Annotated in this window: 16 protein-coding genes; 9 read left to right on the forward strand and 7 right to left on the reverse strand. The window is 70.5% G+C overall.

What is annotated here, in order from left to right; genetic code table 11:
- Window positions 1–28 precede the first annotated feature (28 nt).
- From IF64_RS0102180 to IF64_RS0102200, 5 genes are all read left to right on the forward strand, one after another.
- Window positions 29–721 (forward strand): SDR family oxidoreductase, encoded by a 693-nt coding sequence (locus tag IF64_RS0102180; RefSeq protein ID WP_030530273.1) that lies wholly within the window; start codon window positions 29–31, stop codon window positions 719–721.
- A gap of 155 nt (window positions 722–876) precedes the next feature.
- Window positions 877–1,236 carry a GntR family transcriptional regulator gene (locus IF64_RS0102185; protein WP_030530274.1) on the forward strand — a complete coding sequence of 120 codons (360 nt, stop codon included), beginning with the start codon at window positions 877–879 and terminating at the stop codon, window positions 1,234–1,236.
- Complete coding sequence (locus tag IF64_RS0102190; protein WP_030530275.1) at window positions 1,233–2,129, forward strand: ABC transporter ATP-binding protein; 897 nt, start codon at window positions 1,233–1,235, stop codon at window positions 2,127–2,129. The genes IF64_RS0102185 and IF64_RS0102190 overlap by 4 nt, the downstream gene beginning before the upstream one ends.
- Window positions 2,126–2,827, forward strand: a complete 702-nt coding sequence (locus IF64_RS0102195; RefSeq protein WP_030530276.1) for a hypothetical protein — start codon at window positions 2,126–2,128, stop codon at window positions 2,825–2,827. The genes IF64_RS0102190 and IF64_RS0102195 overlap by 4 nt, the downstream gene beginning before the upstream one ends.
- 363 nt (window positions 2,828–3,190) lie before the next feature.
- On the forward strand, window positions 3,191–4,165 hold the full coding sequence (locus tag IF64_RS0102200; RefSeq protein ID WP_145600534.1) for a hypothetical protein: 975 nt from the start codon (window positions 3,191–3,193) through the stop codon (window positions 4,163–4,165).
- Here the strand turns inward: IF64_RS0102200 and IF64_RS0102205 are convergent, their stop codons facing one another.
- The 3 genes from IF64_RS0102205 to IF64_RS0102215 all read right to left on the reverse strand — a co-directional run bounded on the left by IF64_RS0102205 (window position 4,166) and on the right by IF64_RS0102215 (window position 7,938).
- Window positions 4,166–5,476, reverse strand: a complete 1,311-nt coding sequence (locus IF64_RS0102205) for an amidohydrolase family protein (RefSeq protein WP_084705587.1) — start codon at window positions 5,474–5,476, stop codon at window positions 4,166–4,168.
- 69 nt (window positions 5,477–5,545) lie between these two features.
- Window positions 5,546–6,211 carry a response regulator transcription factor gene (locus IF64_RS0102210; RefSeq protein ID WP_030530279.1) on the reverse strand — a complete coding sequence of 222 codons (666 nt, stop codon included), beginning with the start codon at window positions 6,209–6,211 and terminating at the stop codon, window positions 5,546–5,548.
- Complete coding sequence (locus IF64_RS0102215) at window positions 6,208–7,938, reverse strand: sensor histidine kinase (RefSeq protein ID WP_030530280.1); 1,731 nt, start codon at window positions 7,936–7,938, stop codon at window positions 6,208–6,210. Before IF64_RS0102215 ends, IF64_RS0102210 begins: the two co-directional genes overlap by 4 nt.
- 155 nt (window positions 7,939–8,093) lie before the next feature.
- Between IF64_RS0102215 and IF64_RS0102220 the strand changes: the two genes are divergently transcribed.
- Window positions 8,094–8,831: an ABC transporter ATP-binding protein gene (locus tag IF64_RS0102220; RefSeq protein ID WP_036875532.1), complete on the forward strand. Its 738-nt coding sequence runs from the start codon at window positions 8,094–8,096 to the stop codon at window positions 8,829–8,831.
- Window positions 8,828–11,068, forward strand: a complete 2,241-nt coding sequence (locus tag IF64_RS0102225) for an FtsX-like permease family protein (RefSeq protein WP_030530282.1) — start codon at window positions 8,828–8,830, stop codon at window positions 11,066–11,068. The genes IF64_RS0102220 and IF64_RS0102225 overlap by 4 nt, the downstream gene beginning before the upstream one ends.
- 167 nt (window positions 11,069–11,235) lie before the next feature.
- Here IF64_RS0102225 and trmB read toward each other — a convergent pair whose 3' ends face one another.
- The 4 genes from trmB to IF64_RS0102245 form a co-directional block, all read right to left on the reverse strand.
- Window positions 11,236–11,934: a tRNA (guanosine(46)-N7)-methyltransferase TrmB gene (trmB, locus tag IF64_RS0102230; protein ID WP_030530283.1), complete on the reverse strand. Its 699-nt coding sequence runs from the start codon at window positions 11,932–11,934 to the stop codon at window positions 11,236–11,238.
- A 22-nt stretch (window positions 11,935–11,956) separates the two neighbouring features.
- Window positions 11,957–12,451: a hypothetical protein gene (locus tag IF64_RS0102235; protein WP_211252512.1), complete on the reverse strand. Its 495-nt coding sequence runs from the start codon at window positions 12,449–12,451 to the stop codon at window positions 11,957–11,959.
- Between the two features lie 349 nt (window positions 12,452–12,800).
- Window positions 12,801–13,562 (reverse strand): ABC transporter permease, encoded by a 762-nt coding sequence (locus tag IF64_RS0102240; RefSeq protein WP_030530285.1) that lies wholly within the window; start codon window positions 13,560–13,562, stop codon window positions 12,801–12,803.
- 20 nt (window positions 13,563–13,582) lie between these two features.
- Window positions 13,583–14,527 (reverse strand): ABC transporter ATP-binding protein, encoded by a 945-nt coding sequence (locus IF64_RS0102245; RefSeq protein ID WP_030530286.1) that lies wholly within the window; start codon window positions 14,525–14,527, stop codon window positions 13,583–13,585.
- Window positions 14,528–14,904: 377 nt separating this feature from the next.
- Here IF64_RS0102245 and IF64_RS0102255 point away from each other — a divergent pair, with 377 nt between their 5' ends.
- Both IF64_RS0102255 and IF64_RS0102260 read left to right on the forward strand, forming a co-directional pair.
- A complete protein-coding gene (locus IF64_RS0102255) occupies window positions 14,905–15,486 on the forward strand; it encodes a TetR/AcrR family transcriptional regulator (RefSeq protein WP_030530287.1) in 582 nt (193 codons plus the stop codon).
- Complete coding sequence (locus IF64_RS0102260) at window positions 15,483–16,400, forward strand: SDR family oxidoreductase (protein WP_036875609.1); 918 nt, start codon at window positions 15,483–15,485, stop codon at window positions 16,398–16,400. Before IF64_RS0102255 ends, IF64_RS0102260 begins: the two co-directional genes overlap by 4 nt.
- The last annotated feature ends 7 nt before the right edge of the window (window positions 16,401–16,407 follow it).

The raw sequence follows: 16,407 nt of genomic DNA on the forward strand, positions 1-16,407 counted from the left end.
TGGGGCCCACGGGATTTACGGTGGCGGTATGACTGACCGTCCACTTGCACTCGTCACCGGAGCGTCCCGCGGCATCGGAGCGGCCGTGGCCGAGGCGCTGTCCGACACGCACCGGATCCTCCTCGGCGGCAGGGACGCCGAGTCCCTCGCCGCGCTCGCCGCACGCCTTCCCGACGCCGAACCGTGGCCCGTCGACCTGTCCGACGAGGCCGCCGTCGCCGAGGCCGCGGCGGGAATCGACCGGCTCGACGTGCTCGTCCACTCCGCGGGTGTCGCGCGGCTGGGCGAGGTCGCCGGCTCCCCCGCCGAGTCGTGGCGGGCGAACTTCGAGGTGAACGTGGTGGCCGTCGCGGAGCTCACGCGGCTGCTGCTGCCCGCACTGCGCTCCGCGAACGGCCACGTCGTGGTGATCAACTCCGGTCAGGGCCTTTCCGCCCGGGAGGGCTGGGGGCCGTACGCGGCGAGCAAGTTCGGCGTGCGTGCCTTCGCCGACGTGCTGCGGGCCGAGGAGGAAGGCAACGGCCTGCGGGTCACGTCCGTGTACCCGGGCCGCACCGACACCGAGATGCAGCAGGCCGTCGTCGCTGGGGAGGGTGGCGAGTACGACCCCGCGAAGTACCTGCGTCCCGAGTCGGTGGCGGGCGCGGTGGCGGCTGCCGTGCTGGCTGGGCCCGACGCCCACCTGACCGACATCACCGTGCGGCCCCGTCCCCACCGCTAGGTCGCGCTCTTCCCCCGTCACGCACGCCCCCGAGGTGACCGTTCCGCGGCCGCCTCGGGGGCTTTTTCGTGTTCCGAGTTGACACCATGAGTCGCCTGGTGACATGGTTACCCACATGACTAAGGAACCAATGTGGTTCGTGGGGTGAGCGGCTGATGGACGACACCCGGCCGCTGTTCCAGCAGATCGCGGAACAGATCGAGGACTCGATCATCGACGGATCGCTGCCCGGGGAGACCAGGGCACCGTCGACGAACGAACTCGCCGCGTTCCACCGGATCAACCAGGCGACCGCGGCGAACGGCATCAACAAGCTCGTCGCCGACGGACTTCTCTACAAGAAACGGGGGGTCGGAATGTTCGTCACCGCCGGGGCGAGGGACAAGCTCGTGCAGCGCCGACGGGACGCGTTCGGGGAGTCCTACATCGCTCCGTTGCTCGCCGAGGCGAAGCGACTCGAAATGGATGCCGACGACGTCAAGAAGATGATCGACAACTGGAGGGACGAGGAATGAGCGTGGTGAGCCTTCGGGGGGTGACGAAGCGCTACGGGGACACGACCGCCGTCGATGACGTGTCGTTCGACCTGCACGAGAACCGGATCCACGGACTGCTCGGCCGCAACGGCGCGGGCAAGAGCACCGTGATGCGGATGCTCACCGGCCAGGACCTGCCCACCTCCGGCCAGATCCGGGTGGTTGGCGAGAACCCCTTTGAGAACGCCGGTGTGCTGCGTCAGGTGTGCTTCATCAAGGAGGCGCAGAAATACCCGGACATCTTCCTCGCCCGGCACGCGCTGAAATCGGCGGAGATGATCTTTCCCAACTGGGACGCCGAATTCGCCGAGCAGCTGGTCGACGAATTCCGGCTGCCGCTGAAGACGCGCACGAAGAAACTGTCCCGTGGTCAGTTGTCGGCCGTGGGCGTGATCGTCGGTCTCGCCTCGCGGGCACCGGTGACGTTGTTCGACGAGCCGTACCTCGGGCTCGACGCGGTCGCCCGCCAGCTGTTCTACGACCACCTGCTGGCCGACTACGCCGAGCATCCGCGCACGGTCGTGCTGTCCACACACCTGATCGACGAGGTCGCCGACATGATCGAGCACGTCGTCGTGATCGACCGTGGCCGCATCGTCATGAACGACTCGGCCGACAACCTGCGCAGCCAGGCCGTGACGGTCAGCGGGCCGACCAAGGCCGTCGAGCGGTTCGCCGCGGGCCACACGGTGCTGCACCGCGAGGACGTCGGCGGGTACGCCAGGTTGCTGGTCTCCGGGATCCCGGAGGGCCGCGATACCACGAGCCTGCAGGTGGAACCGGTGTCGTTGCAGCAGCTCGTCGTGCGCACCGCACAACTGTCCGACTCCGTGCTTGCCGGTGCGGCGAACGGTAAGGGGGAACTGTCGTGAACCGCATCATCCATGTGGCCCGGATCCAGCTCGTGAACGCGAAGATGGTGATCGGGTTCCCACTGTTCATCCTGCTGTTCGTACTGGCGGCGAACATCGTGTTGTTCCTGGCCGCGCCGTTTCCCGAGCCGGAGCAGGGCAGCTCGCCGACCGGTGCGCTGATGTCGATCTACATCGCCACGATGATCCTGCACGTCCAGACGATGACGCAGATGTTCCCGTATGCGCTGGGCATGAGCATCACCAGAAGGGATTTCCTCGCCGCGGCCGGGCTGGTCGTGGTCGGCCAGGCGTTGCTGTACGGCGTGGCGTTGTCGGTACTGCGCCTGATCGAGACCGCCACGAACGGCTGGGGGGTCGGCGTGGCGATGTTCGACCTTCCGTTCCTGGAGGTGTCGAACCCGGTCATGCAGGTGCTCGTGTACGCCGGTCCGTTCCTGCTGCTGTCGTTCGCGGGCCTGTGGGCAGGTGTGGTCTACCAGCGTTGGGGCCAGCTCGGCGTGTGGATCCTCTCGCTCAGCCTCGCGGCCCTGCTGATCGGCGCGGCTGCGCTCGTCGGGTGGCGGAACTGGTGGCCCGAGGTGGGTTCGTTCTTCGCGGACACGCCGACCCCCGTGCTGTTGTTCGTCTATCCCGTCGTGCTGGCGGCCGTGTTCGCCGGTTCGACGTACTTCACCACGCGCAGGGCCACCGCGTAGCCGGGGAATTCGGTGCCGGGCACGGGGGCGGCACCGGATCGGGGGTGGATCGCGCCGGGTCTCGCAGTTCGCGGACCCGGCGCGATTTGGCGTGTGTGGGAACGCATGGCCACGCCGCGACGTCCGAGTCCGTGAACGGAAGGGGTCCGGGTGGTGCGCGCGCGAGCGAGATCGGCCGGCGTCCTGGCGCTGACCGCGGCATTGGTCGCCAGCTGTGGCGAGGCGGAGCAGGATTCCGGCCGGCCGGAATCCCCGGCCACCGCTTCCTCGAACAGCGCTTCCTCGAATTCGGTACCGGAGGGGTTCGACGCCGGCAGTCGTTGGGAGGTCGCCGCGAAACGTGGCGAGGTCGTCTCGGAGCCGGTGATCGCCGAACGGTCGGGCCGGGTCGTGTACCTGAGCGGTTCGGACGGCGCGCTGAAGATGTACGCGCGCGACGTTGCCACCGGCGAGGTGACGTGGTCGTCGAAGACGGTTCCGGACGTCAAGGGCGGCGACGTCCACATCACGATGATCGACGGACGTGAGCACGTCGTGTACCTGGCAGGCGGGTCGCGCTTGCGCGTGTACGACACCGCCGCGCGCGGTGCGGACACCGCGCCGGTGCGGGAGATGGACGTCGAGACGTCCGGCGAGATCGAGACGTTCCTGGTGCAGCGCAACGGCGTCGTCATGGTGAACGACACCGTGGTCGACCTCTCCACCGGCGAACAGCGCACGTTCGAGCCCGGCAGCGTCCACGTGCCGCGGAAGTGCAGGGCAGCGGAGCTGGACAGCTGCGACACCGAGGCGTCCGTGCGCGGTATGACCACCGCGGGGCCGCTCGTCGCCGGGCCCGGTGCATTCGAGATCGAGGGCCGTTGGAACAGCAACGATGTCGTTCGTTCCGAGGCGGAACGGGCGGGCTTCCCGGTGCTCGACGTCATGAGTCCCGACGGCTCGACCGTCCTGGCCGCGTGGCCGCCACTCGTCGGCGGTAGCCAGTTGTGGGGGCTGCACGACGCCGACGCGGGTGACGTTCTCGCGGTGACGCCGTGTGAGGTGGAGGAGTTCGAGCCGCGGACGTCGCCGAACGGGCGGTATGCCTTCAATGGGCCGCTCGTGTTCGACCTGCACGAGCAGAAGGCGCACTGCGTCGACGACGGTGCGGTGACCGTGACGGCGGTGTCCGGCGGCACTGCGTACGGCCACGCCCGCAAGGACGGCCGGGCGGCCGCGGTGCCGTTGGGCACTGGCGAGCGGTCCGACGTGGACGTCGCCCCGGACGCGGCCGGCGAGACCGCCGGCGTGTTCGGGTTCGAGGCGAGATCCGGCTTCTCGGTGTCTCCCCGGTCGTAGTCAGGCGCCCCGCAGGCGATCGGACGCGACGGCGACGTTCGCCTGCGCTTCGCCGCGGTCCACACGGGACGATTCGCCGCCGGAGACCACCTGCTCGCCCGCGACCCAGACGTCGGTGACCCGCCGGGATCCGGCTGCCCACACGAGGTTGCCGAGCAGCTGCTCGTCCGGCACGTCGATGCCCGCGGCGAAGGCCGGGTCGTCGGTGTCGACGTGCACGACGTCGGCCCATCGCCCTTCCTCGAGCGCGCCGATGTCGTCCCGGCCGAGCGCGTCCGCCCCTCCGCGGGTGGCCAGCAGCAGTGCGTCGGCTGCCGTGACGGCCGTGGCATCCTGAGTGGACAGACGCGCGAGCATCGCAGACAGTTGGATCTCTTCCCATAGGTCGAGGTCGTCGTTGCTCGCGGGCCCGTCGGTGCCCAGTCCCACGCGCACGTCGGCGGCCTGCAGTTCGGGCAGCCGCGCGATGCCGGAGGCGAGCTTGGCGTTGGACCCTGGACAGTGGGCCACACCCGTGCCGCGCGCCGCGAAGAGCGCGATGTCCTCATCGGACAGATGCACCGAGTGGGCCGCGATCAGCCTGCCGCGCAACAGCCCGACCTCGTCGAGCAGGCGCGGCACCGAACCGTGGTTCGCACGCTGTTCGGCGTCCTCGTCGGCGGCCTCGGCGACGTGGATCTGCACCAGCGCGTCCCGCTGCCGAGCCTCGTCGGCGATCGCGCCGAGTGCCTCCGGCGGCAACATGTATGCCGAATGTCCCGCGTACGACAGTTCGATCCGGTCGCCCTGTCCCCAGCGCAGCCCGTCGGCGTCGATCCACTTGCTCGTGTCGGCGAGCAGCGCGCGCCAGTCGAGGCCGGGTAGGTCGATGATCGGCCCGCCGATAACCGCGCGAGCTCCGGTGGTGAGGACCGCCTCGGCCATCTGCTCGGCGTGGAAGTACATCTCGGCGCTGGTCGTGACGCCGCGGCGGAGCATCTCGATCGAACCGAGCACCATGCCCGCGCGCACGTCCGAAGGGCGCAGTTTCGCCTCGGTCGGCCAGATCACCTCGCGGAGCCAGCGCAGCAGCGGCAGGTCGCCGCCCATTCCGCGCAGCAGCACCATCGGGCTGTGGGCGTGGGTGTTGACGAGGCCGGGCAGGAGGATGCCGTCCTTCGCGGTGGTGCGCTCCGCCTCGCCGGGCGCATCGGCCGCGGTGCCGCAGTAGGTGATGCGCCCGGAGTCGTCGACGTCGATCGCGCCGTCCCGGACGACGGAACACGCCGGGTCGGCCGGCAGGACCACGGGAGCTGTCAGGCGGTGAGCCACGCGAGGAGAGGCCATGGAGTCACCCTAACGAGCAGCAACGGCGTGCCTGCCGGCCCGCCGTGCGCGGTATCAATCGGCCACGATGCCGTTTCGCCATGCCCAGGCTGCGATCTCCACGCGGTTGCGTGCCCCGATCTTGCTCTGCACCGAGGCCAGATGGGTCTTGACCGTCGACAGCGACAGGTACAGCTCCTCGCCGATCTCGGTGTTCGTCCGCCCCCGCGCCGTCGCACGCACGACGTCGAGTTCCCGCGCGGTCAACGGTTCGGACGGCTCCTCGGTCATCGCCGGGGTCGCTGCCGCCGCGGGCGAGTCGGCGAAGTGTTCCAGCAGGCGCACCGTGATCTGCGGCGAGACCAGGGCGTCCCCGCGGTGCGCCGCGCGGACCGCCTCCAACAGCAACGCCGGGCCCGCGTCCTTGAGCAGGAAACCCGACGCTCCCCCGGTGAGCGCACTGTGCACGTACTCGTCGAGGTCGAACGTCGTCACCACGACGACCTTCAGCGGGTCGGCGACATCCGGTCCCGCGAGCTGCCGGGTGACCTCGAGCCCGTCGAGCCCCGGCATGCGGATGTCGAGCAGGCACACGTCCGGGCGCAGTTCGCGCGCCCTGCGCACGGCGTCGACGCCGTCGGCGACATCGGCGACGACCTCCATGTCGTCCTGCGCGTCGACGATCATGCGGAAACCGGTCCGCACCATGTCCTGATCGTCGGCGATCAACACCCGGATCACTCGGACTCCTCTTCTCCCGTGAGCGGCAGCCATGCCTCGACCACCCAGCCGTCGTGGGTGCGGCCGGTGCGCAGGGTGCCGCCCAGCAGTTCCACCCGCTCGCGCATGCCGACGAGACCGTATCCGCCAGGGACGGCGAGCGGGCCGGGTTCGCCGGGCGAGCCGTCGTCGGCCACCCGTACGCGCACGCCGCCGTCGTCGGCCCGCACCGAAACCCATGCCGCCGTGGCGCCCGCCGCGTGCCTGCTGACGTTGGTCAACGACTCCTGCACGATCCGCAGCGCCGAGCGGGCGACCTCCTGCGGCAGATCTGCGGGCAGGTCGACGTCGAGGTCGATCCGCACCCCGTGTCCGCCGGACGCGGCCAGCGCCCGCAGATCGGCGGCGAGGTCGGTGGTCGCCTGTTCGCTGTCGCCCTGGATGTCGGTGCCGTCGCCGCGCATGCTGCGTACGAGCCTGCGCATCGCGGTGAGCGCCTCGGTGCCCGCGTTCTCGATCTGGTCGAGCGAGTCGGGCACGACGTCGGGACTGCGTTCGGCGACGATCTTGGCCGCCTGCGCCTGCACGACGATGCCCGTGACGTAGTGGGCGACGATGTCGTGCAGCTCGCGGGCCAGTGCCATCCGCTCGGCAGTCTGGGCCTCGGCGACAGCGGCCTCGACCACGGTGGTGCGTTCCGAGTCGCGGGCCCGCAGGAACATGCCGATCGCGACGGAGATGCCGAGCAGCAGCACGGCCGCGATGAACAGGCTCGGCAGAATTGAGCTCGGTCTGGAATAAATGCTCTCCCGCGCCAACGCGTACGCCTGCGCGGTCGCGCCCGCCCCGACCACGCAGCTGAGCAGCGCGACGGCGGGTACCGAACGTCGCGCCGGTTCCGTGCGCACCAGTAGCGCCACCGCGACCACGCCGGATGCGGTCGCCGTGAACGGCAGTCCGCCGATCGAGCCGTAGTGCACCGCGCCGATCGACAGGATGAGCACGTCGCACACCACGTAGATGCCCGCGAGCAGCAGGATCGAACGCAGTGGCCGCCGCGTCGCGTACAGCGCCGTCAACGCGGCCACCGCGGACGGGACGCTCAGCAGTGCGGCGCTGCGCGAACCGCTCATGATGATCGAGGCGTCCACGAACAGGGTGAGCGCGAGGATGCCCACGAGCAGCCACTGAGTGCGGAGAAGTTCGACGAACTGGTTCGTCGCGGCGGAGTTCCGTGAGCGTGCACCCAGGACGACGGCGCCGAGCAGGAGGGCCGCGCCCACCAACGGCGTGAAGTTGTCGATCCCGGTCATGTCGCGGCGCGCCACGATGGCGAACAGTTCGGCCGCGACGAGCGCGGACGTCGTCACGGAAGCGGCGAGCACGGACGCCGACCGCGCGCAGTAGTAGACCAGCAGCGTGCCTGCCACGCACTCGGCGAACGAGGTGGACGGCAACGCCGTCGAGTAGGCGGGTGCGGAGGTGAGCCGGATCCCCACGGTGCTCACGAACAGCACCGCCACCCCGGTCCACGCGGCGGCGACGGGACGGCTCCTTCCCCACACTCCGCACGCGGCCAGGCCGACGATTCCCGGTAGCAGCAACAGGTCCGCGCCGGCCCGGCCGAAGCCGTCCATCGCCGCGGGCACGATCACGCCGAGGTCGCCCAGCACGGCGGCAAGCAGCACGATGCCGGGCAGGCCGAGCTGTTGCAGCACCTGCGCGGCGCGGTCGCGGACGGTGGGCATGTCGAACACCTCAGCGACGGTAGCCGAGAGGGTGCGGGCCGCGGCTTGGCCATGTGGCCAGAGGGCGGGTCGGCCGATCGGCCGATGCCGGGTGGTCCGGACATGGCCGTCCGTCCGAAGTGGCCGGGTCCGCTGCTCGGCCAGGCTTTCGGACCATGACGACACGGATCTCACACACCCCGCCGCGGTCGGCGACGGTGGCCAGGCCCGGACTCGGCGCACGCGGCCTCGTCAAGCGCTACGGCACCGAAACCGCACTGTCCGGAGTAGACATCGACATCACGCCGGGCGAGGCGGTGGCGATCGTCGGACCCTCCGGATCGGGCAAGTCGACGCTGCTGCACGTGCTGGCGGGGATCCTGCCCGCCGACTCGGGTGAGGTGACGCTCGGCGGCCGCCGCATCGACACGCTCGGCGAGGCCGCCCGGAGCGAGCTGCGCCGCACCGAGTTCGGCTTCGTGTTCCAGAGCGGCATGCTGGTTGCCGAGCTGACGGCGGAGGAGAACGTGGCGCTGCCGTCGCTGCTGGCTGGAACGGGAAGGGGCGCGGCCCTCGCCGACGCCCAGGGCTGGCTCGCCCGCCTCGGGCTGGAGGGCAAGGAGCGCAACCGTCCCGGCGAACTGTCCGGCGGGCAGGCTCAACGGGTGGCGATCGCCCGCGCGCTGGCCCACCGGCCGAGCGTCATCTTCGCCGACGAACCGACCGGTGCGCTCGACACGCGCACGGGTGGCGAGACGATGCGCGCGCTCCTCGACTCGGCTGCCGAGTGCGGGGCCGCGGTCGTCCTCGTCACCCACGACCGGGAGCTGGCCGCATCGCTGCCCCGCACCGTCACCATCCGCGACGGGCGCATCGAGTCGGACACGCGCGCGGGGTCGGTGACGGCGTCGTGAGTTCGTTCCGCATCGCGTTGCGGGTGCTGCGCACCGACCGCAGGACCCGGACGTCCGCACTGTTGATCGCGCTGGGCGTGGCCGTGGCCACCGGGCTGGTGCTGCTGCTCGTGTCGCTGCCGGGGGCCACCGAGGCGCGCGCCGACCGCGCGGCCTGGCAGCTGACCGCGGTGCCCTCGAGCGTGTCGGACCGTCCCGTCGGAGACCCGACGATCCAGCACGCCGCGAGCGAGGACGTCACCCCGGACGGGCAGAAGATCGACCGGGTCGACGTCGCCGCACTGGCCGACCCGTCCGACATCACGCTGCCCCCCGGCATCGACCGGTTGCCGGGGCCCGGCGAGACGCTGATGTCGCCCGCGCTGGCCGAGATCGTCGACGCCACCCCTGGGTCGCAGCTCGGCGAGCGCTACGGCGAGCGGGTGGGCGAACTCGGCGACGAGGCACTCGCCTTCCCAGAGCAGCTCGTCGCGCTCGTCGGCCACACGCCCGACGAGATGCCGGCGAACGCCGCGGAGCTCGGTGGGTTCCTGCCCGCGGGCGAGGGGCCGGACATGTTGCTGTCCCTCCTGGCGGGGGTCGGCGTGGTGGTGCTGACGGTGCCGAGTCTGGTGCTCATCGCGTCGGCGGCCCGGCTCATCGCGGCCCGCAGGGAGCAACGGCTGGCGGTCTTCCGCCTTGCGGGGGCGACGCCGCGGCAGGTGATTTCCATGGTCGCGGCCGAGACGACCATTGCGGCTGCGGCGGGTGCGCTGCTGGGCCTGGCGATCAGCCCGCTGCTGCACCACCTGGCCACCCTCGTGCCCTGGGACGGTGGCACCTGGCAGGCCTCCGACTTCGAGCTGGGCGTGGTTCCCACGGTGGCGATCGTCGTGGGTGTGCCGCTGCTGGTGCTGCTGGCCGCCGTGCTCGGCCTGCGCCGTGTGCTGTCGGCCCCGCTCGGTGCCGTGGGCGGGCACACGCCGAAGCCGCTGCACTGGTGGCGCCTGTTGCCGTTGCCGCTGTCGGCCGCGATGTTCGCCTACTTCGTCTCCGAGGCCGACAGCGAGATCGAGGCCATGCTGATCATGGTGTCGATGGCCATGATCATCTTCTCGATCAACCTGGCCGGACCGTGGATCACGGCACTCGTGGGCAAGGCGTTCAGCCGCGGCTGGCGACGGCCGTCCGGACTGCTGGCCGGCCGCAGGCTGACCGAGGACCCGCGCGGTGCGTACCGGGCCACGGCAGGCGTCGCCCTCGCCGTGTTCACCGGTGCCATGGCGCTGACCGTGCTGCCGAGCCTGGAGAGCCTCAGCGGTGCGTCACGGGAGTACGCCGACGGCGTGCAGTACGTCCAGGGCGAGGGCGCCGACCTGCAGCGCATCGCCGGCGAGACCAACGACCGGCTCGCCAGGTACGGCCAGTCGGAGCGTGCCGTGGTCGTCGGCGAGGCCTACCTCGGCGCGGGCGACCGGCAGGACGAGTACGTCAAGGTCGTCGACTGCAGGGGCGCCGAGCAGGTGCTTCCGATCGACATGCGCGGCGCCTGCGAGGGAACGCCCGGTGTCTACGCGCCCTACCCGCTGACCGGCGGCGAGCTGTCGTTGGCCGGCATGCCCGGTGAACCGGGTACGCCGCTCGGCGACGTGCCCGTCCGCCCTGTCGAGGAGCGCGGCGACGCCGCGTACTCGACCGTCGTCGTCGACTCCGCGGTCGTGCCCGACGACCTCGAGCTGTCCTACGGAACCGTGGCCGTGCCGTCGACGGCAGCGAACAGCGACGTCGTGCGCACCGCCCTCGCGGCCGCATCCCACGGCGCGCACATCGAGAGCCGCGAGGTGCGGCTGGCGTCCCAGGAGGGGGAACTGGGTGACGTCCGGCGCGTGACCGTGATCGGCCTGACGGTGGCGGCGCTGCTCGGCGGATGCAGCGCGGCGATCGCGACGGCCGGTTCGGTGATGGACCGCAGGCGCACGTTCGGTGCGCTCATCGCGGCGGGCACGCCGGTGCGGGTGCTGGCGAGGGCGCTGCGCGCGGAGGCCGGACTGCCCGCGTTCATCGCGACGGCGGGTGCGGGCATCGCGGGCACGTTCGTCGGGGTCGGGCTCTTCAGCCTCCTCGACGACGGCGACGCCGTGGTCACGCCCTGGCTGGCCGCGCCGATCGTGCTCGGGCTCGTGGTGGCACTGATCGCTTCCTCGGTGTGCACACCCGCACTGAACCGGGTCCGCTCGGAGCCCCTCTCCGACGAGTAACGCCAGCGCAGCCGGGCGGCCCCGGGGGAAGACAGGGGGTGGAGGGGCCCAGGGGGAAGAGGGGGACGTGGGGATGAGGGGAACGTGGGCTGGGCGTCATCGGGGGACGCCCAGCCCACGTGTGCGAGCGGCGAGGCCTGCCGGGGCCGTGGGGTCCGCGCTTGTGGTCAGGAGCGCTTCTCGAAGATCAGGTCGCGGGAGATGCGGCCTTCCTGCTCGGCGCGCTGTTCGAACTTCGTCACCGGACGCCATTCGGGTCGCGGAGCCCAGCCCTCGAACCGGTTGGCCAGCGTGGGCTCGGCCGAACACACCTCGAGCATCTGGTCGGCGTAGTCCTGCCAGTCGGTCGCCAGGTGCAGCGTGCCCCCGCCCGCGATGCGAGAGGCCACGAGCGAGACGAACTCGGGCTGGACGAGCCTGCGCTTGTGGTGGCGCTTCTTCGGCCACGGGTCGGGAAAGAAGATCCGCACGCCGGCCAGGGATTCGGGGGCGACGTGGTCGCGCAGCAGCGGGACGGTGTCGCCGTGCAGCAACCTCAGGTTCGTCACGCCGAGCTTGTCCGCGCGGAGCATGAGCTGTCCGAGGCCGGCCTCGTAGACCTCGATGGCCACGTAGTTGACCTCCGGGGCGGCGGCCGCGAGCTGGGCCGTCGCCTCGCCCATGCCCGAGCCGATCTCGAGCACCACCGGCGCCGACCTGCCGAACCACGCCTCGAAGTCGATCGGCCCCTGCTCGAGTTCGGACACGGTCCGGCCCAGTTCGGGCCACCTCGTGTCCCACGCGCGCTGCTGGCCGACCGTCATCCGCCCGCCGCGTTTGACGTAGCTGACGACGCTGCGCAGCCGCGGCTGTCCTTCGCTGTCCACGGGAGCCGACGATAGCCGCGGGTCAGCGGACCGCTTCGATCTCCCCCAGGCGCGCGCGCAGCCCGGCGAGCCCTTCGACGGCGATCGGTTCGGGTGTCGTCATCGCGTGTGCGGGCAGCACGTCGATCCAGCCGGTGTGCCGTGCGGTGTTGACGATCGTGGTGGGAATCCGCCGGTCGCCACCGGCCCCTTCCGACGGGATGAATTCCCAGTATCCGGATTCGCCGTCCCCCGGCCACGGTACGAATTCCCAGCCAGGGCGCCTGCTGAGCAATTTGTGGACGCGGTCCTCGATGCGGAATCCCGCGTCGCGGGATTCGAGCCTGCCGTCCGACAGCGCCCGCAGCCACCACGGGGACGGCACGGGTTCGTCGGAACGACACGCGGCGCGATACAGCGAGAGCACCTGGCTCACGGGGGCCCGGTGCACCCAGGCCATGCGCAGTTCGGCCGGCGTCGCGGCGTCGCCGGTGGCGAGCGGGAGTTCGATGGCTTGCGACCATTCGAGGCCGACCATCGGCTCGAGACTGGGCGGAGCGTCGTCGGCGGGTGAGGCGTCGCTGCCGCGTGATTCCTGCGAGATGTCGAATACCGTCAAGGGTCACCTCCGTAGAGTCCTGACGGGCTGATACCCAGCATCCCCCGAACGGCGGCCCGATGTCGTCCGCCGTGGGGGTACTCACAGGCAATTTACGGATTCTTAATGCGGATGGAGCAAAAACTCCCGCATCGGAAATCCACAGAACACGAAAAGACCCGGCCCGGGCCGCCCCCGAATGCGGCCCGGGCCGGGTCGATCCCCCTACCCCGGCTTCCGTCCGACAGCCCCCGCTGTCCCCGCGGACGGAATGTCCCCCGGTCGGTCCTTACGCGTCGCGCTTGCGTGCCGTGGCCAACGCGACGACCAGCATGATCACCGCGAAGCCCGCGAAGTAGGCCAGCGCCCACCACGGGCTCAGCGTCGACGTCGACAGCGGCTGGCCGAACGCCGCGCCGCCCGCGGACTCGCCGTCGCCGGTCACGAACTTGTGCGCGACGTTGAACGGCATCCACTTGTAGATGTCGTCCCCGATCTCCGGAATCAGCGTGATCAGGTTCTCCGCGGCCAGGAAGTAGATCAGCACCAGCGAGATCGCTCCGGCGCTGTGCCGCACGAGGATGCCCACCGCGACCGCGACCACGGCGGCCAGCGCGCACACCGGGCCCACGCCTGCCACGTTGAGCCAATCGGCGGTGCTGTTGAGCGCGAGGTCGGCCTCCGGCTTGATCGCCATGCTCAGGCCCCACGACAGGAACGCCATGACCTCGCCGATGAGCAGCGCGATCAGGGCCACGACCGACGTCTTGGCCAGCAGTGCCGCGGTGCGGTTGGGCACGGCCTGGAAGGTCGTGCGGATGGTGCCGAAGCGGTACTCGGTGGTGACCGCGAGCGTGGCCAGCACCATGATCACCGCCATGCCGAAGCTGTAGGCGAACTGCGTGGACGCCACGGTGGCGGGGAACTGCGGGCTCGTGTTGCTCACGACCAGTGCGGTGAACCCGCCGGTGAGCAGCAGCGCGGTGAGCGCGCACCACCACGGCGACCGCGTGCTGAGCAGCTTGATGCGTTCGACTGCGAGAAGCGTCATGATCGTCTCCGGTCCCCTGGTCAGTTCGTGGCGGCCGCGCTCGCCGCTGCGGCGTCGGCGGTGTCGATGTCGGTGTGGTACTCGACCGAGTCGCCCGTGATCTGCATGAACGCCTGCTCCAGCGAACCCTGCTGGGGTGCCAGTTCGTGCAGCGTCACCCGGTTCTCCATGGCCAGTTCACCGATCTTGTCGCTGCTGGCTCCCGAGACGAGCAGGCCGCCGTCGGACTCGGTGACGGTCGCACCGATGTCCTCGAGCGCGGGCCGCAGCCGATCCAGCTGGGGACTGCGCACCTTCACGGTGCTGTCGGTGGCCCTGGCGACGAACTCCTCGGTGGTGCTCTGCGAGATCAGCTTGCCCTTGCCGATGACGACGAGCTCGGTGGCGGTGAGCGCCATCTCCGAGAGCAGATGGCTGGAGACGAACACCGTGCGGCCCTCGTCGGCGAGCCGCTGCATGAACTTGCGGATCCAGAGGATGCCCTCCGGGTCGAGACCGTTGACCGGTTCGTCGAACAGCAGCACCTCCGGATCGCCCAGCAGCGCGCTGGCGATGCCGAGGCGCTGGGACATGCCCAGTGAGAATCCGCCCGCCCGCTTGCCTGCGACCTCGGTCAGGCCGACGATGTCGAGCACCTCGTCGACGCGCTTCGGGGAGATCTTGTTCGACTTGGCCATCCAGGACAGGTGCGCGCGGGCGGACCGGTTGGGATGCACCCACCGTGCTTCGAGCAGCGCCCCGACGGTCCTCAGTGGATGGTGCAGTTCGGTGTAGCGCTTGCCCCCGATGGTCACCGACCCGCGCGTCGGGTTGTCGAGCCCGAGCATCATGCGCATCGTCGTCGACTTGCCGGCACCGTTCGGGCCGAGGAAGCCGGTGACGCGGCCCGGGTTGACGGTGAACGAGAGGTCGTCGACGGCGACCTTGTCGCCGTACCTCTTCGTGAGGCCCTGTGCCTCGATCATGATGTCCTCCTGTGACGGCCATCCGTGTGCCGGTGGGCCGCCGCTGGTCCCCTGGTCGGCTGTGGTGGTCGCGGAACGCGATCCGCCTGTCCGTGAAGCCTGTGGTTCGTCACGCCTGGTTCGTCACGCCTGTGGTCGTCACGTTCGTCGTCGTGGAACCCGTGGTGTTGCCATCCTCGCGGTTACCCGCCCCGATACGCGTCATCCTGTAGACCGAACTTCGCCCCAGCCCCTGGTCGTACACGCATCGGAAGTTCGGTCTGTAGCTTCGCGCACTCCGAGCCGTACGGCGATCGGTGACAACCCTGAGTTCACCCTGAACCTCCCGTGTGCGGACCAGGGTTGCGGTAGTTATTGAACTGTGGTTCATTAATGTCGTGCCACGGCCACGAACCATTACCGACGAACGCCTCCTCGCCGCGGCGGCAGCGGTCATCGAGCAGGTGGGTCCCGGTTTTACGCTCGCGCAGGTGGCCAAGGAGGCCGGTGTCGCGGTCGGCAGTGTGGCCCAGCGGTTCGGCTCGAAGGCGGGGCTCGTGCGCGCAATGACCGAGCTCGGGCGGGCGCAGGCCGTGGAACGGATGCGCGTGGCCGCCGAGGCGGAGGCCGGATCACCGTGGGCCGCCGTACGCGCCGCGGTGATCGCCGTGTTCGCCGACCTGGACACAGTGGACGGCCCCGGCGTGGCGAACCACCTGGCACAGCTGGGGGCCGACCTGGCCGACCCCGCACTGCGGGAACTGCTCGCCGAGCACTACGCGGCGTGCGGCGGGCAGCTGTTCGAACTGCTCCGGAGCGCCCCGCGCGCCGAGTCGGCGCCGAAACCCGCGACCGCGGCCCGCGTGCTGCTGTCCGCGGTCAACGGCGCGGCACTCGACTGGGCGCTGCGCCCCGACGGAAAACTGACCGACCGCCTCGGCGAGACGGTCGATGCGATCACGAAGGGATGGCGGGCATGACCGGTCTGGCAGGCAAGGTCGCCGTGGTGACGGGTGCGACGCGGGGCTGTGGAAGGGCGATCGCCGTCGAGCTCGGCCGTGCGGGCGCGACCGTGTACGTCACCGGAAGGACCACGCGCCAGCACACGTCGCCGATGGGCCGCAGCGAGACCATCGAGGAGACCGCCGAGCTGGTCGACGCTGTGGGCGGACACGGAATCCCGGTCCGGTGCGACTTCTCGGTCGTGGCCGATGTGGACGCGTTGGCCGCGCGTGTCGAATCCGAAGTGGACGGGCGGATCGACGTGCTCGTCGACGACGTCTGGGGCGGTGATCCGTACACCGACTTCGAGCACGCGTACTGGGATTCGCCGCTCGACGACGCGCTGGCGATGGTGCGCGGCGGTCTCGAGACGCACCTGGTCGCGCTGCACCGGTTGTTGCCCTTCGTGGTGCGCTCACCGGGTGGACTGGTCGTCGAGGTGACCGACGGGGAGGACGACGAGTACGTCGGCGCAGGCGTGCCGTACTACCTCGTGAAGTCCGGGGTGCGGGCGCTCGGCCGTGCGCTGGGCGCCGAACTGGCGAAGCACGACTGCACCGGACTGGCGGTCACGCCGGGCTTCCTGCGCTCGGAGGCGATGCTGGACCTGTTCGGCGTCACGGAGGGCAACTGGCGGGACGCGATCACCGACGAGCGCCCCGAGTTCGCGCTCTCGGAGACGCCCACCTACCTCGGACGCGGTGTCGTCGCGCTGGCCACCGACCCCGGCGTCCGGCGGTTCGCCGGTTCCACACTCGCCTCGTGGACGCTGGCCCGCACCTACGGCCTCACCGACGTCGACGGCAGCAGGCCCGACTTCGGGCGCTACTTCGCCGAGGTCTACCGGCGCGGCGTCGACCCCGCGACCGTCGACATGGCGACCTACCGTTGACCGGCCT

Source organism: Prauserella rugosa (assembly GCF_000719975.1).
Taxonomy (GTDB): Bacteria; Actinomycetota; Actinomycetes; order Mycobacteriales; family Pseudonocardiaceae; genus Prauserella; species Prauserella rugosa.

Coding starts and splice junctions, on each gene's coding strand:
- IF64_RS0102190 (WP_030530275.1), top strand. CDS start 1,233: ATGAGCGTGGTGAGCCTTCGGGGGGTGACGAAGCGCTACGGGGACACG.
- IF64_RS0102180 (WP_030530273.1), top strand. CDS start 29: ATGACTGACCGTCCACTTGCACTCGTCACCGGAGCGTCCCGCGGCATC.
- IF64_RS0102215 (WP_030530280.1), bottom strand. CDS start 7,938: ATGCCCACCGTCCGCGACCGCGCCGCGCAGGTGCTGCAACAGCTCGGC.
- IF64_RS0102185 (WP_030530274.1), top strand. CDS start 877: ATGGACGACACCCGGCCGCTGTTCCAGCAGATCGCGGAACAGATCGAG.
- IF64_RS0102235 (WP_211252512.1), bottom strand. CDS start 12,451: ATGGTCGGCCTCGAATGGTCGCAAGCCATCGAACTCCCGCTCGCCACC.
- IF64_RS0102245 (WP_030530286.1), bottom strand. CDS start 14,527: ATGATCGAGGCACAGGGCCTCACGAAGAGGTACGGCGACAAGGTCGCC.
- IF64_RS0102260 (WP_036875609.1), top strand. CDS start 15,483: ATGACCGGTCTGGCAGGCAAGGTCGCCGTGGTGACGGGTGCGACGCGG.
- IF64_RS0102240 (WP_030530285.1), bottom strand. CDS start 13,562: ATGACGCTTCTCGCAGTCGAACGCATCAAGCTGCTCAGCACGCGGTCG.
- IF64_RS0102220 (WP_036875532.1), top strand. CDS start 8,094: ATGACGACACGGATCTCACACACCCCGCCGCGGTCGGCGACGGTGGCC.